This is a genomic window from Cupriavidus necator N-1 (assembly GCF_000219215.1).
Classification (GTDB): domain Bacteria; phylum Pseudomonadota; class Gammaproteobacteria; order Burkholderiales; family Burkholderiaceae; genus Cupriavidus; species Cupriavidus necator.
Map to the genome: position 1 here is coordinate 422,676 of NC_015727.1, position 22,750 is coordinate 445,425.

The 22,750-nt window shown below is 62.5% G+C and carries 14 protein-coding genes and 1 pseudogene; 9 read left to right on the forward strand and 6 right to left on the reverse strand.

The window, feature by feature from the left end; genetic code table 11:
• Complete coding sequence (locus CNE_RS32060; protein WP_013958897.1) at positions 1-1,077, forward strand: WD40/YVTN/BNR-like repeat-containing protein; 1,077 nt, start codon at positions 1-3, stop codon at positions 1,075-1,077.
• Positions 1,078-1,118: 41 nt separating this feature from the next.
• Positions 1,119-3,539, forward strand: coding sequence for an efflux RND transporter permease subunit (locus tag CNE_RS32065; RefSeq protein ID WP_148271743.1), 2,421 nt, complete (start codon positions 1,119-1,121; stop codon positions 3,537-3,539).
• A 272-nt stretch (positions 3,540-3,811) separates the two neighbouring features.
• On the opposite strand, the gene CNE_RS32070 is transcribed toward CNE_RS32065, so the two are convergent.
• Entirely contained in the window at positions 3,812-5,158 is a 1,347-nt protein-coding gene (locus CNE_RS32070) for an amidohydrolase family protein (RefSeq protein WP_238553196.1), read from the reverse strand.
• Between the two features lie 317 nt (positions 5,159-5,475).
• Between CNE_RS32070 and CNE_RS32075 the strand changes: the two genes are divergently transcribed.
• The 7 genes and pseudogenes from CNE_RS32075 (at position 5,476) to CNE_RS32105 (ending at position 16,119) form a co-directional block, all read left to right on the forward strand.
• Positions 5,476-8,970, forward strand: coding sequence for an indolepyruvate ferredoxin oxidoreductase family protein (locus CNE_RS32075; RefSeq protein ID WP_013958900.1), 3,495 nt, complete (start codon positions 5,476-5,478; stop codon positions 8,968-8,970).
• 57 nt (positions 8,971-9,027) lie between these two features.
• On the forward strand, positions 9,028-9,801 hold the full coding sequence (locus CNE_RS32080) for an enoyl-CoA hydratase/isomerase family protein (protein WP_013958901.1): 774 nt from the start codon (positions 9,028-9,030) through the stop codon (positions 9,799-9,801).
• A gap of 111 nt (positions 9,802-9,912) precedes the next feature.
• Entirely contained in the window at positions 9,913-10,674 is a 762-nt protein-coding gene (locus CNE_RS32085) for a crotonase/enoyl-CoA hydratase family protein (protein WP_013958902.1), read from the forward strand.
• 184 nt (positions 10,675-10,858) lie between these two features.
• Positions 10,859-12,021 (forward strand): annotated as a pseudogene (locus tag CNE_RS32090) (acyl-CoA dehydrogenase family protein).
• Positions 12,022-12,192: 171 nt separating this feature from the next.
• Positions 12,193-13,377 carry an acyl-CoA dehydrogenase family protein gene (locus tag CNE_RS32095; RefSeq protein ID WP_041229010.1) on the forward strand — a complete coding sequence of 395 codons (1,185 nt, stop codon included), beginning with the start codon at positions 12,193-12,195 and terminating at the stop codon, positions 13,375-13,377.
• Positions 13,378-13,458: 81 nt separating this feature from the next.
• On the forward strand, positions 13,459-14,559 hold the full coding sequence (locus tag CNE_RS32100; protein WP_238553236.1) for an acyl-CoA dehydrogenase family protein: 1,101 nt from the start codon (positions 13,459-13,461) through the stop codon (positions 14,557-14,559).
• A 96-nt stretch (positions 14,560-14,655) separates the two neighbouring features.
• Complete coding sequence (locus CNE_RS32105; protein ID WP_013958906.1) at positions 14,656-16,119, forward strand: FAD-binding protein; 1,464 nt, start codon at positions 14,656-14,658, stop codon at positions 16,117-16,119.
• 278 nt (positions 16,120-16,397) lie between these two features.
• Here the strand turns inward: CNE_RS32105 and CNE_RS32110 are convergent, their stop codons facing one another.
• The 5 genes from CNE_RS32110 to CNE_RS32130 form a co-directional block, all read right to left on the reverse strand.
• On the reverse strand, positions 16,398-17,639 hold the full coding sequence (locus CNE_RS32110; protein ID WP_049800705.1) for a 4Fe-4S binding protein: 1,242 nt from the start codon (positions 17,637-17,639) through the stop codon (positions 16,398-16,400).
• Between the two features lie 98 nt (positions 17,640-17,737).
• A complete protein-coding gene (locus CNE_RS32115) occupies positions 17,738-19,000 on the reverse strand; it encodes a cytochrome P450 (RefSeq protein ID WP_013958908.1) in 1,263 nt (420 codons plus the stop codon).
• Between the two features lie 149 nt (positions 19,001-19,149).
• On the reverse strand, positions 19,150-19,344 hold the full coding sequence (locus tag CNE_RS32120) for a ferredoxin (protein ID WP_013958909.1): 195 nt from the start codon (positions 19,342-19,344) through the stop codon (positions 19,150-19,152).
• Positions 19,345-19,496: 152 nt separating this feature from the next.
• On the reverse strand, positions 19,497-21,680 hold the full coding sequence (locus CNE_RS32125) for a PQQ-dependent dehydrogenase, methanol/ethanol family (RefSeq protein ID WP_238553197.1): 2,184 nt from the start codon (positions 21,678-21,680) through the stop codon (positions 19,497-19,499).
• 25 nt (positions 21,681-21,705) lie between these two features.
• Positions 21,706-22,479 carry an SDR family oxidoreductase gene (locus CNE_RS32130; protein ID WP_013958911.1) on the reverse strand — a complete coding sequence of 258 codons (774 nt, stop codon included), beginning with the start codon at positions 22,477-22,479 and terminating at the stop codon, positions 21,706-21,708.
• Positions 22,480-22,750: the final 271 nt, after the last annotated feature.

Below are 22,750 nucleotides of genomic sequence, written 5' to 3' on the forward strand. Positions count from 1 at the left end.
ATGAACCGACCATTCCGCGTTCTGGCGATCTGTCTTGCCTGCGCCCTGCCTTTCACCGCCAATGCCTTCCAGAATCCATTGAGCCTTCCATCGAAGACGATTCCTCATCCCGACCAGGCGCCGATGTTCGCCATTGCCCAGGCGGGTAGCCGTACCGTTTCCGTCGGCCGGCACGGTGTCATTGCCTATCAGGATCGTAATGGGAAGGCATGGCGGCAAGCGAAAGTTCCCGTTTCCAGCGATCTCGTCGGCGTGTCTTTCGTCGACGAGCGCATGGGGTGGGCGGTCGGTCATGGCGGCGTGGTGCTGCACAGCGCCGACGGTGGCGCCACCTGGGCCAAGCAGCTCGACGGCAAGGACGCAGGACAAGCGGCCCTTGCCTACTACCGGAAACACGCGGATGACCTGGGCCCGGAAAACCGGGATACGGTGCTCAAGCAGGCAGCGCGCTGGGCGGAGGAAGCCACCGCCCAGCCCTTCCTCGATGTCTGGTTCAAGAACGAGAGCACCGGCTATATCGTCGGAAGCTTCAACAGGATCATGCGCACCGACGACGGCGGCAAGCAGTGGATTCCACTGATCGACAAGATCGACAATCCCGGTGAGCTGCATTTCTACACCGTGCGCGGCAATGGCGATGACGTGTACATCGCGGGCGAGAGCGGCTCCGTATGGCGCTGGGATGAACACAAGGGCAAGTTTATCCTGGTCAAGACGCCCTATGACGGCTCATTGTTCGGATTGGTCCTGGCCGGACGCGCCGTCCTTGCGTACGGCATGCGCGGCAGCCTTTTTCGCACATTCGACCGGGGCGCCAGCTGGGAAAAAATCAAAACCGACGTCCGCGGCGGCATCGTCGCCGGTGACGTGAGTCAGACCGGCGAAATCATCGTGGCCAGCCAGTCCGGAGACATCCTTCGCAGTTCCGACAACGGCGGATCGTTTGCTCGGGCGGCCGACCCATTGCCCACGGCAGTGGCGGGTCTTCTCGCATTTCCGACCGGCGCATATGTCACCGTCGGACCCCGGGGCGTCCGTACCGGAGAGTCCGCCAACCGCGTCCCGCAGTCCCGTTAGCCCGTATCAGACACTGAAGCGAAATTATGGTAAATGCACCTATGCATCAAGAGGCTGGTCCCGTCCATCGCGATCCGGCCCAGTTCGACAGGTCGTCGGGCAGCCTGGTGGAACGCCTCATTTTCAATCACCGCACCTGGGTGATGCTGGCGTGCTTGCTGGTGACCGCCGTATTCGGTTACCAGTTGCGTTTGCTGCATGTGAACGCGAGCTTCGAAAAGATGCTGCCGCATAGCCATGAATTCGTACGCCATTACCTGGAAAACCGTGATGAACTGCGCGGATTGGGTAATACCGTCAGGGTGGTGGTGGAGAATACCCAGGGCGACATTTACAACCGCGATTATCTGACTACCCTGGGAAAGGCCAATGACAAGATTTTTCTGTCGCCGGCTGTCGACCGTGCCTGGATGAAGTCGCTGTTTTCCCCTGCGGTACGATGGTCGGAGGTGACCGAAACCGGCTTCGACGGCGGCCCGCTCATGCCGAACAGCTATGACGGCTCCGAAGCTGCCATCGCCGAACTGAAACTCAACATTGAACGAGCGGGCCAGATCGGCAACCTGGTCAGCATCGACCAGCGCTCCAGCATGATCGTCATTCCATTGCTGGACCGCGACGCCGACGGCAAACCGGTGGACTATGCGGCCTTGTCCGCGGTGCTTGAAGAGGTGCGCAGCGAAATCCAGAAAGATTCGCGCTACCGGGTGCATATCATCGGCTTCGCCAAGCTGGTCGGCGACCTGATCGAAGGGCTGGAGAAGGTGATGACCTTTTTCGCCCTGGCCGCTTTCACCGCCACCGCCATCATCTACCTGTATACCCGGGATGTGCGCAGCACCATGCTGGTGATGGCGTGCTCGATTGTCGCGGTGATCTGGCAGCTCGGGATCGTGGCCAGTCTCGGCATGGAAATCGATCCCTTCTCGATCCTGGTGCCGTTCCTGGTGTTTGCCATTGGCGTGAGCCATGGTGCGCAGAAGATGAATGGGGTGATGCAGGATATCGGCAGGGGCATGCATCAGTGGGTGGCGGCACGCTTTACCTTCAGGCGCCTGTTCCTTGCCGGCCTCACCGCCTTGCTGGCCGATGCAGTGGGATTCGCGGTGCTGATGATCATCGACATTCCGGTGATCCGCGAACTGGCACTGTCGGCCAGTGTCGGGGTCGCGGTGCTGATCTTTACCAACCTTATCCTGCTCCCGGTGCTTCTGTCGTACGTCGGCGTATCGTCGTCGGCGGCCTGTCGTAGCCTGGCGGGGGCGTCTGGCGGCGGCAAGAAGCGCGTGGCGTCTGGCATCTGGGGCTGGCTTGGCCGGTTTACCGAACGCGGCTACGCATTGTGCGCGGTCGGCGTGGGCGTGGCCCTCGCCGTGCTTGCCTTCGGGAAAAGCATGGACGTCAAGATCGGAGACCTTGACCCGGGCGCTCCCGAACTTCGTTCCGACTCGCGCTACAACCTCGACAATGCGTTCATCACCGAGAAGTTTGGCATTTCCAGCGACGTCTTTGCCGTGATGGTGAAGACGCCGATGGATGGATGCCGCTCCTTTGAAACCATGATTGAAATGGACCGGCTCGGCGCTGAACTCGATCGGGTGCCAGGCGTGCAGCAGACGACTTCGCTGGTCGATACGTTGCGCCTGTTCACCGTGGGCGCATACGAAGGCAATCCGAAGTGGCTGACAGTCGCATGGGATCCGCTGGTGCTGAAGGACCGCATCAATCTCGCCCAGAACTGGAAGTCCGAGATGCTGAACAACGATTGTTCCTTCATGCCGGTCCTGGCGTATCTCGAAGACCACAAGGCGGGAACCCTGAAGCGGGTAGTGGCGGTGGCGCAGGACTTCGCTGCCAGGAATTCGGTGCCTGACCGGCAGTACCTGATGGCGGCGGGCAATGCCGGCATCGAGGCGGCGACCAATGCGGTGGTCGAGAAAGCCAACCGGGAAATGCTGCTCTGGGTGTATGTGGCAGTTGCGCTGCTTTGCGCAATCACATTCCGCAACTGGAGGGCCGTGCTGGTGGCGGTGCTGCCGCTGATGCTGACCTCCATCATGGCCGAGGCGCTGATGGCGATGCTCGGCATCGGCATCAAGGTGGCGACGCTCCCCGTGGTGGCACTTGGCGTGGGAATCGGCGTCGACTACGCGCTATACCTGCTCAGCGTGCAGTTGTCATTCCAGCGCCAGGGCTATTCGTTGCGCGAGTCCTATCAGCACGCGCTGGAACGCACCGGCAAGATGGTGGCGCTGGTGGGTGTGACGCTGGCGGCCGGAGTCATTACCTGGGCGGTCTCGCCGATCAAGTTCCAGGCCGACATGGGCATCATGCTGACTTTCATGTTCCTGTGGAACATGATCGGCGCGCTGATTCTGATCCCGGCGTTGTCGCACTTCCTGCTGAAGGATGTCAATGTCTCGAAAGCGGGCCAGGTTCCGGCGTTTGGCGGAGCCCACTGAGGAAGTCAGTGGATGTAACGGGGGCTCAGCCGGCAAGGCTGGTTGGGCCTGACCTTCGCAAAGGAATACGGAGGCGGCGGGCAGACCGCTTGCGCGCTGCATGAAGATGGCGTTTATCGGCGAAACCTTCGTCGAGAAGCGCGCTCCCAACTTTTCCTGATGCGTTGGATGCGGCATGGCACGATGCCATGCCGCTGCGCCGATCACCGGTCATGCCATTGCACAGACCGGGCTGGCCTGACAGGCGGCGTGATGCCGCCTGTCACAGCCGGTCAGTCCAGATAGTGCTTCGGGATATCAAACTTGAAGAACCTGGCCGCGTTCAGGCCCAGGATCTTCGCGCGGCTTTCTTCCTTCAGAGTGGCGCAGGTGCGCTCGATCGATTCCGCGGAATGCGGCCAGGTTCCCTCGTGATGCGGGTAGTCGTTGGCCCACATGAAGTTGTTTTCCAGTCCATAGGCATCCGCGAGCATCAGCGCGGCACGGTCTTCGCCGACGGATGCGGCGCCATTCGCGCGGTAGTATTCACTCGGCAGGTTCTTCAGCTTCGGGCGTACCCAGAAGTGGTGGGTGCGGTAGGCCTCATCCATGCGATCGAGCAGCCAGGGAGCCCAGCCGCCGTTCGCCTCGATGGTGGCGAAGCGAATGCCCGGGAAGCGCTCGATCACACCCGAGGCGCACAGCGCGACCACCGGCTCGATGGTCGGGCCCAGCGAATGGATGCAGAAATTGAGGATGGCGCCGCCGTTGCCCGACGCAGTACGTGGATCCTGGCCGGTCGACACATGGAACGTGATGGCGAGGTCGGCATCCTGGATGGCTGCCCAGAGCCTGTCGTACTCCGGCAGGTTGTAGTTGGGCTGCCCCAGTTCGGGCGGCCCGAAGACCGGCTTGTTGGGCAGCATGATAATGTCGTAACCCATCTTCGCCACGCGCTGGACTTCGGCCACCGCCATGTCGATATCCACGGTCGGGATCGCCGCGATCGCCTTGGTGCGGTGCTTGTAAGGCGCGCACTCCTGCCACAGCCAGTCGTTCCAGACGCGCGCCTGCGCCATCAGGAATTCGGCGTCGCGCGAGGTGAACATCAGGAGCGCGGCGCCGTTCGGGAAAATGATTTCGCCATCCACGCCATCGAGATCGAGATTGCGATGGCGTTCCTCGATGGTCATCGGGTCGTGAATCAGGTAGGCGCCCGCCTTGGTGCGCAACTCGTCTTCACCCTCGAGCCTGGTCTCGGCCACGCGCGCGGGCGGCAACCCTTCCTGCACGATGTATTTCTTGCCATCGCGGACTTCGAAGCGGGGAAGCCGGTCGACGAACCGCTTGTCGATTCTGTCCTTGAACAGGGTCGGAGGCGGGCTCATGTGCGAGTCCACCGTCACCATGAAGTATTTCTTCTTGTTGCTGTTAGGGCGCGGCGAACGAGGCCAGGAATCGGAGCCTGGTGTAATGAGTCGCCATTGATTCTCCGGATTGACTTCAATCACCGGGTCTGCCTTTTGCTCTGACATGGTATTCCTTTTCCCAAATGTGACGTGCCACCATGACCCGTCCTTGGGAGCCATGTTAGGCGGCGCGGCACTGGCAGATTTGTCCCCCGCTGCAAAGCGGATCATGTCCGGGGAGGCACAGTGTGGGCTTGGTCAAATACGACTGCGGGAATGGATAAATCCTGCCGCTTGACGGGATGGCCCCGCACCTCGCCCGGCGCAGGCATGCCCCGCGCGACCCCGGATCCGGTCCAGGTGATTTCCGCGTACGTTCAAAACACTGTTCAGTAAGGGACAAGGGAAACCGGGGCAAATCCCTTATAAAGCCGATGGTGGATTTGGGCAGGGCTCGGCAACCCGGAAACTTCCGACCTTGGCCCTGTCACCAGACGCACCGAACAAGTCACTGACCGAAGAACCAACTTCACCGGAAGCTTCCTTGTATGACCAAGAGCGTCACGACGTTGAATGACAAGTACCTGCTCGAAAGCGGACGGGTCTTTATATCATCGAATCAGGCGCTGGTGCGCCTTCCCCTGGACCAGGCGCGCCGGGATCGCGCCCAGGGGCTGGTCACCACAGGCTATATCTCCGGCTATCGCGGTTCGCCGCTCGGCGTGTACGACGCGGCCTTGTGGGGGGCGCAATCACTGCTCGATGAGCACGATGTCCGTTTCCACGCCGGGTTGAACGAAGAGCTGGCGGCAACCGCGATCCGCGGCACGCAGGAACTGTCCTGGTTCGGGAAGTCGAAATACCAGGGCGTGTTCGGCTTGTGGTACGGAAAGGGATTGGGCGCCGATCGCGCTTCCGAGTCGTTGAAACTCGGCAATCTGGAAGGTTCCGCCGCGCATGGCGGCGTGCTTGCCGTGGTGGGGGATGACCACGGCGGCAAATCCTCGGCGAGCGCCCATCAGTCCGAACATACGCTGATCGCAGGTTTCGTGCCGACGCTATATCCATCGACGATTCGCGAAATTCTGGAGTTCGGCATTTTCGGCTGGGCGTTGTCGCGCTATAGCGGCTTGTATGTCGGCCTGAAATGCATTACCGACACGCTTGACCTGGCGGCATCCGTCGAGCTTCCGGATGCCTGTCGACAGTTTGTCATCCCGGCCGATCTGGAGCTGCCGCCGGAAGGACTTAACCTCCGGCCGAAGCTGCCGCCGCTGGTGCAGGAGGACTGGGTCCTCAACCAGCGTTTGCCCGCCGCTGCCGCCTTTGTTCGCGCCAACGGCATCGATCGCGTCATCCTGGATTCACCGCGCAGGAACCTGTCCATCGTCGCCGCCGGCAAGGCCTATCTCGATGTGCGACAGGCCTTGGCCGACCTTGGGCTGGATGAAGCGCGGTGCAGGGAGCTTGGTGTGCGCCTTTACAAACCAGGCATGATCTGGCCGCTCGAGCGCGAGACTGCGGTAGCGTTTGCTCAGGGCAGCAAGGCGGTGCTTGTCGTCGAGGAAAAACGCCCTGTCATCGAGGACCAGCTCGCCCGCCATCTCTATGGCATCAGCGCGGATCGCCGGCCGGCGCTGGCGGGGAAGCAGGACCTGAACGGCGCCGCGCTGCTGCCGCTGAATGGCGAACTGACGGCGGCGGCGGTGCGCCGCGCGATCAAGCGGGTGCTGGACCAGATCGGCCTGACGCCGCCTGATGTCACCGCCCGCTTCGACGCATTCAACCGGATCGAGGAAAAGACAAGCGTGGCCGGCGGCGGTGTGTCACGGCCAGCATTCTATTGCTCCGGCTGTCCGCATAACACCAGTACCCGGATTCCGGACGGAAGCATTGCCATCAGCGCGGTAGGCTGCCATGGCCTCGCCGCTTATGTCATGCCGGAAAGACGCACCATGCAGCCGATGCCCATGGGCGGCGACGGCATGCCTTGGGTATCGGTCGGTCCGTTGGTGGATACCCCGCATGTTTTCCAGAACATCGGCGACGGAACCTATTCGCATTCCGGCATTCTGGCCATCCGCGCCGCGGTCGCCGCGAAGGCGAACATGACGTTCAAGGTTCTCTACAACGATGCGGTAGCGATGACTGGCGGGCAACCGCTCGAAGCGGCGATCGGGCCTGTCGACGTCATCAGGCAGCTCGTGGCCGAGGGCGTGTCACCGGTGATGCTGGTCACCGACGATCCCGATAAATTTTCCGGCGTGCTGCCGGCCGGCGTGAAAGTGCACCATCGGGATCTGCTCGACAAACTGCAGCGTGAGCTGCGGGAGGTCAAGGGGGTTTCGGGCATTGTCTACGAACAGACTTGCGCGACGGAAAAACGTCGTCGGCGCAAGCGCGGGAAATTCCCAGACCCCGACAAGAGAGTGTTCATCAACCAGGACGTGTGCGAAGGCTGCGGCGACTGCTCGGTCCAGTCCAATTGCGTCAGCATCCAGCCGCTGGAAACCGAGTTCGGGCGCAAGCGGATGATTCACCAATCGACGTGCAACAAGGATTTCAGCTGTGTGAAAGGCTTTTGTCCGTCGTTCGTCACCGTTCGCGGTGCCGGCATCGCGAGAAAGCCGGTGGTCGACGCCGACGGGTTTGAAACGCTGATCGCTGCCTTGCCTGCGCCGGCAAGGGTCTCGCAGGATGAGGAATGCAATGTGCTGGTCGCGGGCATCGGCGGTACCGGTGTGCTGACCGTTGGGGCATTGCTGGGCATGGCGGCGCATCTCGAGGGCAAGGGTTGCACCATCCTCGATATGACGGGGATGGCGCAGAAGGGCGGCGCGGTGACGAGCCATATCCGGATTAGCCGCAATCATGAACAGGCGCACAGTTCCCGCCTCGGGGCAGGCATGACCGACGTGATACTGGCCTGCGACATGATCGTCGCATCCGGTGCCGAGGTGATGAAGACGGTGAAACCCGGAAGGACCCGCGCGGTGGTCAACACGGATGTGGTGCCGACCGGGGAGTTTCAGACCAGGCGTGACTTCCAGATCGGCGAAGACGAGTTGCTGGAAGTCATTCGCCAGGGCATCGACGGCGGCGAGTTGCTGGCGTTCCAGGCCTCCCGGCTGGCGACAGACTTCATCGGCGACAGCATCGCGACCAATGTGCTGATGGTCGGTTACGCGGTGCAGAAGGGACTGCTCCCGCTGTCGGTCGAGTCCATCCAGGAAGCGATCCGCCTGAACGGCACCTTCGTCGAGGGCAACCTGCGCACGTTCGCGCTGGGCCGGCTGGCTGCCCACTCCCCCGACGCGTTCGCACCCCATGAGAAGGGCGGGAACGTGTCGCGCCTGGACACCATCGAGGAAATCCTGGCGAGCCGGATCGGACTGCTGACCGATTATCAGGACGCCGCCTATGCAAAGGTGTACGAGGATTTCATGCTCGCGATCGAGGGCCGGGTGCAACAGAAGAAGCTTTCCCGTGGCGCCGTATTCGTCCGGGAAGTCGCCATGACGCTGGCCCGCCTGATGGCCTACAAGGATGAGTACGAAGTGGCTCGCCTGCATAGCGACGGGAAATTCCGGGAGCGCCTGCTTACCCAGTTCTCGGGCGACATCAAGCTGACCTTCCATCTGGCACCGCCCATGCTTCCAGGCCGCGACCGCGCATCCGGGCGTCCCCGCAAGCGCGAGTTCGGCCAGTGGATCGTGCCGGCCTTCCGGGTGCTGAAATCGTTCAAGGGGCTGCGCGGCACCCTGCTGGACCCCTTCGGCTACAGCGCGGAACGCAGGATGGAACGGGGTCTGATCCGTGAATACCGATCGCTGATCGAGACGGTGACGGACAAGCTGGGCCAGCACAACATCCAGGTTGCCATCGACCTTGCCCGCGCACCCGCGGATATCCGTGGCTTTGGCCCGGTCAAGCAAGCCGCGTTGAAGGAATACCGCGCGCGCGAGACCGCCTTGCTTGCCGCGCTCGATGCGCCGGAGCCCGCCGGCCACGAGCAACCCATCTTTCTGATGAAGAGGCGATGAGTGGTGACGCGTCTTTCATCCTGACACCCATTTATCCAGCAAGGGAGACTGAATGCCATGTCGAGCAAGAACCTTTCCACCCTCAGCCTTGAGATCCATGACCATATCGCGCACCTCCGCTTTACCCGTCCGGCGCTGCTGAATCGCTTCGACGAACTCGCGCATTTGGAATTCGCCGACGTCCTCGACGATATCGGGCGTGACCCGGCGATCCGCGCACTGGTCATTTCCGCGGAGGGAAAGGTTTTCTCGGCCGGAGGGGACTTCGAGGAGATCATTCAGGCGCGCGATTCGGTGCAGGTGCGTGAGCGCATCATGCGCGATGCGAGAAGGGTGTTCCGTTCCCTGGTCACGCTGCCGGTCCCGGTGATCGCCGCGGTGCAGGGTGCGTCGGTGGGTATGGGCGCCACCGTCATGACGCTGTGCGATATCGTCGTCGCCTATGAAAACGCCAAGGTGTCCGATCCGCATGTATCGATCGGACTGGTGGCTGGCGACGGCGGCATTGTTGGCTGGTCGCAGGCGGCCGGCCTGATGCGCGCCAAGCGATTCCTGCTCACGGGAGATGCGATGAGCGCAAGGGACGCATACGAGATGGGCCTGGTCACCGACCTGGTCGAGACCCCGGAAAAAGCGCTCGAGCGTGCGCTGCAGATTGCGCGCCGGATCGCTGACCTGCCGCGCGCAGGCGTGGAAGGCACCAAGCGAGCGTTCATGCGCCTGACCGAGCAGACCGCGCATACCGTCTTTGAAGCCGGCCTGGCCTACGAAATGGAAAGCATGACGCGCCCCGAGGTGGCGGAAATGATCGCCAGTCTGAAGAAAAAATAATCGGGGATTGGCGTCATCGGAAGCAAGGGTCCGGACGGCAATGGCGGCACGCGCGGCCTGCGCGCGTGCCTGGGGCCGGAATCCGCTGCAGAAAGAACTGGAGACTCAGAGATGTCCGAACTGGAATTTACCGTAAGCGAAGGCGTGGCCGTCATCACAATCAACCGGCCGGAAGCGAAGAATGCGATCAATGCGGCGGTTGCGCTCGCCATTGCCGATGCGACCGACCAGATTGATCAGCGGTCCGATGTCAGTGTCGCGATCCTGACTGGCGCTGCCGGCGTCTTCAGCGCTGGCATGGATCTGAAGGCATTCCTGCGCGGCGAAAACGTCAAGCCACGCGGCCGTGGCCTGGCGGGGCTGACCAACGCCACGGTGCGCAAGCCGCTGATCGCGGCGGTGGAGGGATATGCATTGGCCGGCGGCTTTGAATTGGCGCTGGCCTGCGATCTGATCGTTGCCGCGGAAACCGCAAAGTTCGGCCTGCCCGAAGTCAGGCGCGGCCTGGTCGCCAATGCGGGCGGGCTGGTCCGGCTGCCGCGGCAACTGCCTTACCGGATCGCGATGGAACTGGTACTGACGGGCGCGATGGTGTCCGCACGGGAGCTCCATGCGCATGGCCTCATCAATCGCGTCGCGCCGGAGGGGCAGGCGCTCGATGCGGCCCTCGATCTGGCCCGCACCATCGCCGCCAATGGTCCGATGGCCACCATGGTGAGCAAGCAGGTGATGAAGGAATCCCAGGATTGGGCGAGCACCGAATTGTTCGAGCGGCAGGACGCTTACACCATGCCGGTGTTCCGATCGAATGACGCACGCGAGGGTGCCCTTGCCTTCGCCGAGAAGCGCAAGCCGGTCTGGGCGGGCAACTGACCCGGCACGGGCGGGAAGGATCGCCGGGCGGGTCGGGCGCACAGCACATCGATAGCCAGCCGCGCTTCCGGCAAAGATCCCGGCAACGACCCGGCTCAAGCGCCGGCGGAACGGAAGGAGAGGCAGCCCCGGCGGTTCTCCTTGCCGATGTCCCCGACGATTTCCCCAACCTTGAAAGGCGACTATGTCTGCAATTCACGTAGATCCACCGGGCTTCATGGCTACCGAGGAGCTCGCCTGCTCGAGACCATGGCAGGACGCTTCCTCGACCGCCATGCGAGCGCGGCCGATGTCGAGCGCTGGCGCACCAATGGCTCCGTGGACAGGGAGTTATGGAACAAGGCCGGCGAGGCCGGCCTGCTCGGCATCAGCATTCCGGAAGAATACGGCGGCGGTGGCGGCGACTTCCGGCATGAGATCGTGCTCATGGAACAGCTCGGTCTGCGTGGGGTCCAGGGATTCGCGCTTCCCTTGCACAATGCGGTTGTCGCACCCTACCTGGTCAGTTACGGGTTGGAAGCGCAAAAGCGCAAGTGGCTGCCCAAGGTTGTCACCGGCGAGACGGGTGCTGGCGGTCGCGATGTCCGAGCCCGCGGCCGGATCGGACCTGCAGGGCATGCGCACGACGGCCCGGCGCGACGGCGATCACTACGTGATCAACGGCCAGAAGACGTTCATTACCAACGGGTTGCATGCGACGCTGGTGATCGTCGCCGCGAAGACAGGCCAGGACGAAGGCGCGAAGGGCATCTCCCTGTTCGCGGTGGAAGCCGACAAGGTCGAGGGATTCGACCGTGGGCGCCTGCTGCACAAGCTGGGACAGGAAGGGCGCGACACCACCGAGCTGTTCTTCCACGACATGCGGGTTCCGGCGGAAAACCTGCTGGGCGGCGTCGAAGGCCGGGGCTTTCAGCAACTGATGGAAAAGCTGCCGCAGGAGCGCATGGTGATTGCGTGGCAGAGTATGGCCTCCATAGAGCGAGCGCTTGAGGCAACCATCGATTACGCCAAGGAGCGCCAGGCGTTCGGCAAGCGCGTCATCGACTTCCAGAACACGCAGTTCAAGCTGGCGGAATGCAAGACCCAGGCGAAATCGCCAAAGTCTTCCTGCACTACTGCACGGAACGCCTGCTACAGCGCTCCCTGGACAACGCCACCGCGTCAATGGCGAAATACTGGCTCAGCGAGATCTGCTGCCAGATCGTCGACGAATGCCTGCAGCTGCATAGCGGCTACGGATATATGCTCGAATATCCGATCGCACAGATGTTCAAGGATACGCGCGTCAACCGGATCTACGGCGGCACGAACGAAATCATGAAGCTGTTGATCGCGCGCAGCCTGTAACGCCGTTGGAGCCACTGCGCCGAAGCCTTCCAGGCCAGAACAATGCACCATCATCAAAATTCGGTTGCGGGCGTGGGCACGACACCGCGTTGGATTTTTGTCATTCTCTGAGGCCAGGGGGCACGCGGCGAAATGCCGCGAAGCTCAACATCAATCCTTGGAAGATCAATCATGACTGACGATCGGAAGAAGCTCGCCGAGCTTCGCGCGGAAGTGCGGTCCTGGCTTGCGCAGAATGTACCGGCCGACTGGCGGTCGGAGATGACCGGCACCCGGACCGAAGACTTCGTTTCGTTCCAGAGAAAGTGGATGAAGACGCTGGTGGACGCAGGTTATGCCACCGCCCATTGGCCGGAAGGCTGGCATGGAGGCGGTCGGTCGCTCGACGAACAGCTGGTCATCGTTGAGGAAATGGTGCGCGCCGGCGCACCGCGTCTGATTCTGTATTTCATTTCCTTGTACCACACGGCAATGACGCTGGCGGAGTGGGGGACGGAAGAACAGAAAGCGCGCCACCTGCCGGCAATTCTGCATGGCGAGATCTGGTGCCAGGGATTCTCCGAGCCGAATGCTGGTTCCGACCTCGCATCTCTCAAGACCCGGGCGCATCGCGACGGCGATCATTACGTCGTCAACGGACAGAAGATCTGGTCCACGCTCGGGCAGCATGCGGACTATTGCCTTCTCCTGGTGCGCACCGACGCGACCGGGCCGAAGCAGGCTGGAATCACTTTCCTGCTGATGGATATGAAATCGCCGGGCGTTGAATGCCGGCCAATCCGGCAGATCACCGGCGATGAAGAATTCGCCGAAATTTTCCTGACCGATGTGCGAATTCCGGTGGCGAACCGCATCGGCGAGGAAAACCAGGGCTGGCGGGTGGCGCAGACCACGTTGAGTTCGGAGCGCGGCGTGACGATCTTCGAGCTTGCGGAACGGCTATCGTGGTCGCGCTGGCGTTTGCTGGAAGCGATTTCGGATGGCAACGGCGCGGTGGTTGACGACCAGTTGCGACGCGAGGCGGTCGACGTGTTCATCAAGATCGAGGCGTTGCGTGCGCTGGTCAGGGCGATGATGTCGGACATGATGGCGGGCAAGGATATCGGCGGCGCCGCGTCGATCGTCAAGCAGCTGTACGCACAGGTGCTGCGGGAGTTCACGGCACTCGGGCTGCGGGCGGACCCGGCCGCGCCATTGCTGGCGCCGTTTACGCTGGGTGGCGGGCACGAAACCGGCAACTGGTCCTTCGATTACATGAATTCATTCATGTGGACCATCGCGGGGGGCACCAATGAAATCCAGCGCAACATCATCGCTGAACGCGTGCTCGGGATGCCGAGGGAAAAGTCGGCGTGATCCACATGAACCACACGATCGACTCACCGCTTGGCCGGCCTTCGGTTGCGGTCAACTACTGAATGGAGAACTGCTTTGGAAGTGCTGATAGACAACGACGAGTTACGTGATTCCGCCCGGCGTGTCCTCGAGCGGCATGTAGACCGTAAGACATTGCTGGGAGATCCGTGTGCCACGCCATCCTTCGACCGCCACCTGTGGCAGCTGATCGCGGAGCTTGGCTGGCTCGGACTCACGATTGCGGAGGGAAAAGGCGGGCTGGAGCAGCCTTTCGCGGCGCTATCGACCTTGTACTTCGAGCTGGGCCGCGCCTTGTCGCCGCAACCGTTCCTTGGCGCATCGGTCGGGCTGGAAATCATTGCGCATCCCGGCGCGACGGACTGCGCCGCAGGCCTGGTGCAGGCGGCGCTGCAGGGAGACGCGATCATCGTTGCAGCGGCGACCGGCGTGGGAAGCGTGACGTGTCGCCCCTACGGTGGCGTGCACATGGTCGAGGGAACGATGCGCAACGTCCTCGATGCGGTGCATGCCACCCATCTGCTGGTGCCGGTCGAGGGCAATCAGGCGGCCATCGCGCTGGTGGCACTGCCGCATCCCGGCGTCGACATTACCTACCGCCCGACATGGGATCCGACCCGCCAGGTGGCGGATGTCGCGTTCAGGGAACTTGAACTGTACGAGGATGACATCATCCTTCGGGGAGATGCTGCGGTGGATGCGCAGCGGAGGATGAATGCGCATTTCGACCTGGCACTGGCATGCGACGCGCTCGGTGGCGCCGATGCTGCGCTGGAAGGCACCCTCGTCTATATGCACCAGCGCCACCAGTTCAATCGCCCGATTGCCTCATTCCAGGCGCTCAAGCACCGCTGCGCGGAGCACAAGGTTTCGATCGAGGCAGCGCGCGCGCTGATCCATTCGGTGTGCCGCAGCGCCTTCGAGGCAAAGAAGGAAGGGCAGGCGCAGGCAGCCGGCGCCCGCATCTATGCCGGGTCGGTTTACAGGAGCCTGACTGAAGATTGTGTGCAACTCCATGGTGGCATCGGTTTCACCTGGGAATATCCGTGCCACCTGTTCCTCAAGCGCGCAAGGTCGGGGGAAGTGTTGGGTGGAACGGCCGAACAGCGCAAGGACCGGGTAGCGCCCGCATTGTTCACCCTCTGTCACCGCGAGCGCCGATAAGCCTCGCGGGCTATCGATGGCGCCGCAAACGGCGCCCGGTGGGCGCAGTGGGAAGGCACTGAAAATGCATCAGAAGATCGAGTGGAGGGAAAATCAATGTCATTGAAGTCTGAGGCGGTAAAGCAGTCAGGGATCGGGCGCTGGGACCGCTCGGCCGATGTGGTGGTCGTCGGGCAGGGTATCGCTGGCGCATGCGCGGCCCTGGAGGCTAGGCGGGGTGGCGCCGAAGTGCTGATCATCGAGCGCGCGAGCGGCGGTGGCGGCGCAAGCGCGATATCGGCCGGCGTGTTCTACCTCGGCGGCGGTACTGACGTGCAAAAGGCTTGCGGCTACGAAGATAGCGCCGACAACATGGCGCGCTTCCTGATGGCCAACACGGAGCATCCCAACGATGAACTGGTTCGCCTGTTTTGCAACCACAGCGTCGAACATTTCCATTGGCTGGAATCCCAGGGCGTGCCATTCGAGCGATCCGGCTACCCCGGCAAGGTGTTCTTTCCCCCCGGAACGGAGTGTCTTTACAGCACCGGCAACGAAAAGGTATGGCCTTATCGGGAAATCGCAGAACCGGTGCCGCGCGGGCACAAGGCGGCTGGCGCAGGGGAAACCGGCGGCGCGGTTGCCATGCATGCGCTGCTGGCGAAGTGCGCTGAGGAAGGCATCCCCGCGCTCTATGACAGCCGGGTCACTGCCCTGGTGGTGAACGAGGCGGGCCACGTGACAGGGGTGAGAGTGCGCCAGACGACCGGGGATCTTCATATCGAGGCGCGCCGCGGCGTGATACTCGCCACCGGCGGGCTCAATATGAATGAGGCGATGGCGCGCGAGCATATCGCCCTGCTTAGCGACACGTCGATTCCGATCGGCATCCCATACAATGATGGCATCGGCATCGTGCTCGGTCAGTCGGTCGGTGCCGCCGTGGCGGCGATGGATGGCGTCATGGCGACTGCGCCGATTTATCCGCCTGAGCAACTCATCAAGGGCATCATTGTGAATCGGAACGGGGAGCGCTTCGTGGCGGAAGACGCCTACCACGGGCGGACCGCGCAATTTACCATGGAGCAGCCCGGCCAGACGGCCTATCTGATCGTCGATGCGGAGATATTCGCCTATCCGGAGATGACGACAGCCCGGCATGCCTTGATCGACGGCTGGGAAACGGTGCAGGAAATGGAGAAGGCGCTTGGCATGCCGACGGGTGCGCTGCAGAAAACCATGGCGGCTTACAACCGCGATGCGGCCGCCGGAGAAGACAACCAGTTCCACAAGCAAGGCGATTGGATCAAACCGCTGGATGTCGGGCCCTACGCGGCCTTCGACATCTCCTTCACGAAGTCAGCTTACGTCTACATGACGCTGGGGGGCCTGGAGACCGGCATCCATGGCGAAGCGCTGGACGCCGCCGGAAGGCCAATTCAAGGTCTGTACGTGGTCGGCGCGTGCGCCGCCCATATTCCGCGCAGCGGAAAAAGCTACGCCAGTGGCTTGAGCCTGGCGCCCGGTTCCTTCTTCGGGCGGCGGGCGGGAAGGCATGCCAGCGGGGCAGTTTCATTGTGAAGCATCATCAAGGCGTTGCTTCCCGGGGCTGGAAGTCGGCACACGGGTGCAACGCCGCCGATGCCGCGATGTGGCCGATGCCAGCTGTCGTGTCGCGGTCAACCGGGCAAGGCTCCGGTACGGTCCCGTCATCGGTCCCGTCAGCCCAACGCTGAGCCGTTGTCAGTGATGCGCCGGGGGACGGCGATACCACGCCTGGCGCGCAAGCCGCGGCGCCGGGCATTTCTTCATGCGGCTGCGCGGGACGGTCCGGCGGAAACTCCCGGACCAGCGAGGCCCTAGTAGGTTTCTATATGAAGGCGGCCTTGTTCCTGCATTGCCTTGCGCAACTCGGTCCAGTTCTTCTGGCTGGATGTGCAAATCGTCTCGAACGCGGACATGACGCCGTCTTCCATGGCTCGGAGACCGCAAATATAGATGTAGGTTTCCGTGTCATCCAGAAGGGAGGCCACCTCCTGGCCAGCATGCAAAAGCAGATCGTGGACATACGTCTTCGGATGTTCCGGAAGACGGGAATAGGCGAAGCGCACGTCCACCTCGGCAGCAGGCAGCAGGCCCAATTCATCATGGTAGGCCATCTCCTGGGGCGAGCGCCCTCCGTAGAGCAGGATCCAGGGGCCTGCCGCCGGCTGCGGATGCCGCTGGCGGTGCTGGATGAACGAGCGGAACGGCGCCACGCCGGTGCCTACGCAGATCATGAGCAGTTTCGCCCCCGGGTGCAGCGGCAGCAGGAACGCGTTGCCAAACGGGCCGACGCACTGCACGGGGTCGCCCGGCCGGGCGTCGCACAAGTAATTAGATGCAATACCCCGATAGATCCCGCTGTCGCGGGCTTCCACGACACGCTTCACCGTGAAGGCGACATCGTTGGATCCCGCCGTCTCACCGTGCCGGGTACTCGCAACCGAATAGTTGCGCAAGTGATGGGGCTGTCCGCTGGTGCCGCTGCCGGGCGGCACTACGGCAAGGGTCTGTCCCTCGAGCAAGCCATGCGGCTGCTCGCCGAAATCCAGGACGATGTGCCGGATATCGTTCTCCGCATCCTCGGCGGTCAGCCGGAGATTGCTCTTGATTTTCGCCACCACCGGCTTCGCGGGGGGGAACAGCATGGTCGTTGCCCTGGTTGCGGACCAGGGGGCGACGGATATCTGCGGGCCAGGGCCGGCCTCATGGACGATGTCCGGCGCCACTCCATCCGCCAGCGGGCCCTGCTCCGGAAGGGCTTCCCAATCCGACTGGTCGGCCAGCGAGTAGGGCGCTTCCCTGGGAACGAGACGGTAGTTGTCGATCGCCCCCGTGGGGCAATCGGGCTTACATATCCCGCAATCGTTGCAGATCGTGGCATCCACAATGTAGTTGGCGCCGTCGAACTGGATGGCTGACTCGGGGCACGATTCGAGACAGGTATTGCACCGGATGCATTGCGCCGGATCGATCAGGTGCTGTCTGTGGTATGAGGGTTCCTGGAGCATTGAACTGAACGAAAGAATGAATAACGCGATGTCAGAAATCAGCAGCAACGCCCGGCAGGCTCAGTCTTTCTTCGAAATACCCCCGGCCTTTCCTGTGCGGCGGCCGGCAGGCACGCCGGCATGTGCCCCTGCCGGGCGAGCGTCTTTTATAGCTTGACCGCCGAGCCAACCTTTTTCCCGGGCGTAAAGCGCGCGGGGGCGGAGATCCAGCCATTGACGGAGGCGACGCACGGATAGCGGCTGGCACGGTCGTGATCGACAGCGTAGTCGGGCATGCGCTTCGTCATTTCCCGGAACATCGCGGTGAACATCTCGCGAGCGAAGAATGAGCCCAGGCAGCGGTGATTGCCGCCGCCAAAGCCGATGTGCGGATTCGGCATGCGGTCGACCATGACCTCGTCGGGATTCCTGAACACCGACTCGTCACGGTTGGCGGAAGACAAGGCCAGCAGCAGTGGCTCTCCCGGCCGCATGTGCTGGCTGCCCACATCGACCGGGCATTTGACGAGGCGCGCTTGGCCGGAAACCGGTGAAAAGAATCGGACGAATTCCTCGATCGCGATCGGCAGCATGTCCGGATTGGAAACCAGCCGCTCCAGGATCGCGCGGTGCTTGTCGAGGTAGATCATGGTGTTGGCAAACAGCGCATTGGTGGTGCCAACGCCGCCTACCAGCAGCATCATGCCAATGTCGACCAACTCCTGTTTCGACAGCGAAGCGCCTTCCGCTTCGGCATGGCACAAGGTGCTGAACAGGCCGTCCCCCGGATGCTGGTGGCATGCATCCGCCAGGTCGGCCAGCTTGCCGCGAATCCATTCGAGGTTGGCCAGAACCTCTGGAAATTCCGGCAGTTCCCTGGCATAAGCGAGCTTGTGGAACGGGTCGGCGAAACGCTCCCAATTGTCGGCATCAAACGGAATGCCCAGGATCCTGAGCGTCGTGAGCGCAGGCACGGGGTTGGAGAAATCCTTGACGATATCGAACGAGCCCTTCTCGATCACGCGATCCATCAGTGCCGTCGCGATTTCCTCCGCGATCGGACGGAATCGTTCCGCGGCCTTGGGTGCGAAAAACGGATTGAGGAGCAGGCGATAGCGCTTCCACAGGGGCGGATCGGTTTCCACCGGGATGAAGGCCGGTCCGGGAATGGAGGGAATGACATTGCCACCCTCATGATGACCGGTTGCCGGATCCCAGGATTTTTGCGAAGAGAAGGTTTGCCAGTCGCGCGCCACGCGGGTGGCCGATTCATGATTGGCCACGGTCCAGTAGCCGCCATGGGCTTCCGACCAGAACACGGGGCACTCCTTGCGAGATGTCGCGAAATTCTCGCTCCATGCGTCGTGGCCGCTTCCCGCCGGATCGAAACTCAGCGTTGCCTTGGCCGGGCTATTGTCATGCAGATCCATCTGGATCACCTCTCCTCTCGTCCTGTTTAACTAAACTACGCATCGACGCGCAATGCGCCTGCGCCCGGCCGCATCGGTTCGCGCTTTGCAGGGATCCGGCATGCAGCGTGAAACTCAACGGTCTCTGTCGACGGTTTTGATCGAAGCTCTCACTCGAAGATCTCGATCGCCTGCTCGGGGCAACTGCCGATGGCGAATTCGACGCCGTCCTCCAGTTCCGGCGGCACTTCCTCGGTCAGAATATAGGCATGCCCGTCCTGATCGTTTAGGTGGAAAATCTGCGGACAGGCAAGCCGGCACATGCCATGTCCCACGCACAGTTCGTTCTTGATTCGTACTTTCATGTTCCTGGTCTCCTTGACTATGCCGCGCGGAAGGGGCGCCTGGCCGCCTCCATCGCTTTGGCCTGATTTTATTTCCGGGGCGGGCGATGAACCGTCTTGGTACCGAAGCGGCATTTGATCAATGCCGCAACACAGGGGATCCGGGCGATGGCTTACCCGGGATTCCGTTCGCTTTCACGCTGTCGCCATGCCGCTGCTTCCGAGCGGATATACTGACGCAGGTCATCGAGTTGCGGCCCGGTAAACTCGGTAAAGCGCGGCATTCCCTGCGACACGAGTGCGCCGCCATGAACGATGTGCCTGAAGGCCTCCCCATACAGCGGTATGGCCGAGGCTCTGAGGTCAGGCGCCGCGCCGGCGGCGATGGCTCCGATTCCGTGGCACTCGATACAGTGCGACAGGAAGGTCATCATGCCCCGCATTGCCATCTGGTTATCCGGGCGGTAGTCAGCATCGCGGACAGGTTCGGGCACGACGGTCTTGTTCGCTGACAGCACAGCCTTCCCATTCAACGCGAACGTGAGGACACGCCGCTGTTGGGTGCGGTAGTCAGGTGTCGCCGCGAGCTGGCTACTGTCGATGCCTGCGCTGGTCCCGACGCCGGTCAACACGGTGAGATATTGCTTGCCATTCGCGGTGTAGGTAATGGGCGGCGCCAGGATGCCTGCACCAGCGTCAAAGGACCACAGGCGCCGTCCCGTCTTGCTGTCATAGCCGTTGATCCTGCCATCGATCTGGCCCTGAAATACCAGGTTGCCCGCGGTTGCCATCAAGCCCCCGTTCCAGGCACCGGGGGTGGCGACGCGCCATGCCTCCTGGCGTGCGACCGGATCCCAGGCGAGCAGGCGGCTGGTGTTGTTCAGCGGGTCGGGCTTGACTGGCGCGAGATTGAGGCCAAGGTTCGGCTTGTTCCCCCCTTGATATGTCCAGGTGTCCGGGTCGATCCCCTGGTCGTTCATCGCAATCCCGGTTTCCCTCACCGGGATGTACACCAGCCTGGTCAGGGGGCTGTACGCGGATGGCTGCCAACTATGGGCGCCGCTGTTGCTGGGCCACATTTCGAAGGTGGTGCCATCGGGAAAACGGGCGCCCGGGTGTTCCACCGGCCGGCCCGTGGCGATGTCGATGCGGTCGGCCCATGTGACCTTGGCGATTTTTTCTGCGGAGATCAGTTGTCCGGTAAGACGGTCAATGACATAAAGGAACCCGTTCTTGGGCGCCTGGATCAGCACCTTGCGCATCGTTCCATTGATCGCAAGGTCGGCCAGGTGCATGTCCATGGCGGCGTTGTAATCCCAGCTTTCGCCGGGATTGACCTGATAGTGCCATTTGTAGGCTCCAGTCTTGCCGTCGATGGCCACAATCGAGCAAAGAAAGAGGTTGTCGCCCTTGCCTTTGCTGCGGATGCGATGGTTCCACGGAGCGCCATTGCCGGTGCCGATAAAGACAGTATCGGTATCGGCGTCATAGCTCATCGCGTTCCAGACCGTGCCGCCGCCGCCGAATTTCCACCACTCGCCTGACCAGGTCCGGGCCGCCATTTTCATGGCGTCATTTTCAAATCCATTCGCGGGGTTGCCCGGCACCGTCCAGAAGCGCCACAGCTGCTTGCCGGTCCGGGCATCATAGGCGGTCACGTAGCCGCGCGCGGCGCCGGAATCCGCTCCGCCATGGCCGATGATGACCTTGCCGTCAAAGACGCGTGGTGCGCCGCTGATGAAGCGATGGTCGCCGGGTTCGAGCGTTTGCGTGCTCCAGATTTCGCGCCCGGTGGCGGCATTCACTGCGATCAGGCGTCCGTCCTGGGTGCCTGTGAAAATCATGCCGTTCCACCAGGCGATGCCGCGGCTGCCCCAGCCCTGCCTCAGCCTTTCGCCGGCCGCTTCCGCCGCTTTCGGATCGAATCGCCAGAGCGGCTTGCCGCTGGCGGCGTTGACCGCATGGATCACACTGTAGCCGGTGGTGTAAAAGAGCGTGCCGCCAACCGCAAGCGGTACGCTTACCGCATTGCCGGGAGGCAGGTCGACGGACCAGGCGAGCCCCAGCTTGTTGACATTGCCGCCGTTAATTTCGCTTAAGGGACTGAAGTGCTGCTCGCCGTAGGTGCGTCCCCAGCCTGCCCAGTCCCCGCCTGTATTGCCATCGGCAAGCCGATGCGCAGAGGCTTGCGCGCCGGGGGCGGCCGGGACCCCGCTTGTGCCAAGCGCAAGGAAAGCGGCGATTGTCAGCCGCAGGCAGGTCGCCAGTACTGTCGTCGGGCGCGATCCTGGCAAGCCGGCCGGGCAACCCTGTTCGGTCATTGCCGGCACTGCCGCGGTGGAATCCATTTCGCTCATCGTCTCGTTATCAGAAAGACAACCATCATTGCGCCGTGTAGCCGCCGTCGACGGCGAGGCCGTGGCCGATCATGAAGCTGGCGCCCGGGCTGCACAGCCAGACCACCGCGCTGGCGACCTCGTCGGGCGTGCCGAGCCGGCCGATGGGCTCCCTGGCCGTCATTTCCCGCATGAACTGCCTGGCGCCGTCGGGATCCTTTTCGATCCATTGGTCCACTGCCGGTGTATGGATGACGCCCGGACAGACGGCATTAATGCGCACGCCCTGCTGCGCATAGTCGAGCGCGGCGGACTTCGTCAAGCCCAGGATGCCGTGCTTCGCGGCGGAATAGACCGGCATGCCGCGCATGCCGTTAAGGCCCGTTACCGACGCACAGTTGACGATGGATCCTGCTCCCTGTTTGACCATCTGGCGGATCTCATGCTTCATGCAATGAAAGACGCTGGCGAGATTGGTGCCGATGACCTCGGACCAGGCGTCATCGGGATATTCGGCAAGGGGCGTGATCGGTCCGCCAACCCCGGCGTTGTTGAACGCGCAATCCAGTTGTCCGTAGGACTCCAGCACGGTTTGAAACAGTGCGTCGATCTGTCGGGGATCCCGGACATCACACTGCCGGGCGCTGGCACTGCCACCCTCGCGCGTGATCTCGCTGACCACCGCCTCGCACCGCTCCAGCAGCATGTCCGACACCACTACCGTGGCTCCCGCGCGGGCGAACGCCAGCGCGGACGCATGGCCGATGCCTGAGCCGGCTCCCGTGACGAGAGCGATCTTCCCGTTCAAAGCCTTGTTCATGATTATTTCTCCGGTTGACAAGCTGTGGCTATCACACGCGACGTCGCATCACTCCCGGATTACCTTACGCATCTGCGGGCTGCGGTGCCAGCCGAATGCGCTTCAGTTCCTGCGCAGGTAACACGGATTGCAGCGCGATGATCGATTGTCGTCACCGCCGCCGATGTCCGACGGCGTGTGCGGACCTGATCAAAGGGGACTGCCGCTGCAGACAAGCCTTTGGTCGCAAAGGCGTCTAAGGTTCGGGAAGGGATATCAGGCGGTCTTGCAG

Excerpts from the sequence above, each read along its gene's own strand:
- CNE_RS32060 (WP_013958897.1), top strand. The coding sequence starts at position 1 with ATGAACCGACCATTCCGCGTTCTGGCGATCTGTCTTGCCTGCGCCCTG.
- CNE_RS32065 (WP_148271743.1), top strand. The coding sequence starts at position 1,119 with ATGCATCAAGAGGCTGGTCCCGTCCATCGCGATCCGGCCCAGTTCGAC.
- CNE_RS32070 (WP_238553196.1), bottom strand. The coding sequence starts at position 5,158 with ATGATCCGCTTTGCAGCGGGGGACAAATCTGCCAGTGCCGCGCCGCCT.
- CNE_RS32075 (WP_013958900.1), top strand. The coding sequence starts at position 5,476 with ATGACCAAGAGCGTCACGACGTTGAATGACAAGTACCTGCTCGAAAGC.
- CNE_RS32080 (WP_013958901.1), top strand. The coding sequence starts at position 9,028 with ATGTCGAGCAAGAACCTTTCCACCCTCAGCCTTGAGATCCATGACCAT.
- CNE_RS32085 (WP_013958902.1), top strand. The coding sequence starts at position 9,913 with ATGTCCGAACTGGAATTTACCGTAAGCGAAGGCGTGGCCGTCATCACA.
- CNE_RS32095 (WP_041229010.1), top strand. The coding sequence starts at position 12,193 with ATGACTGACGATCGGAAGAAGCTCGCCGAGCTTCGCGCGGAAGTGCGG.
- CNE_RS32105 (WP_013958906.1), top strand. The coding sequence starts at position 14,656 with ATGTCATTGAAGTCTGAGGCGGTAAAGCAGTCAGGGATCGGGCGCTGG.
- CNE_RS32115 (WP_013958908.1), bottom strand. The coding sequence starts at position 19,000 with ATGGATCTGCATGACAATAGCCCGGCCAAGGCAACGCTGAGTTTCGAT.
- CNE_RS32120 (WP_013958909.1), bottom strand. The coding sequence starts at position 19,344 with ATGAAAGTACGAATCAAGAACGAACTGTGCGTGGGACATGGCATGTGC.
- CNE_RS32125 (WP_238553197.1), bottom strand. The coding sequence starts at position 21,680 with ATGAGCGAAATGGATTCCACCGCGGCAGTGCCGGCAATGACCGAACAG.
- CNE_RS32130 (WP_013958911.1), bottom strand. The coding sequence starts at position 22,479 with ATGAACAAGGCTTTGAACGGGAAGATCGCTCTCGTCACGGGAGCCGGC.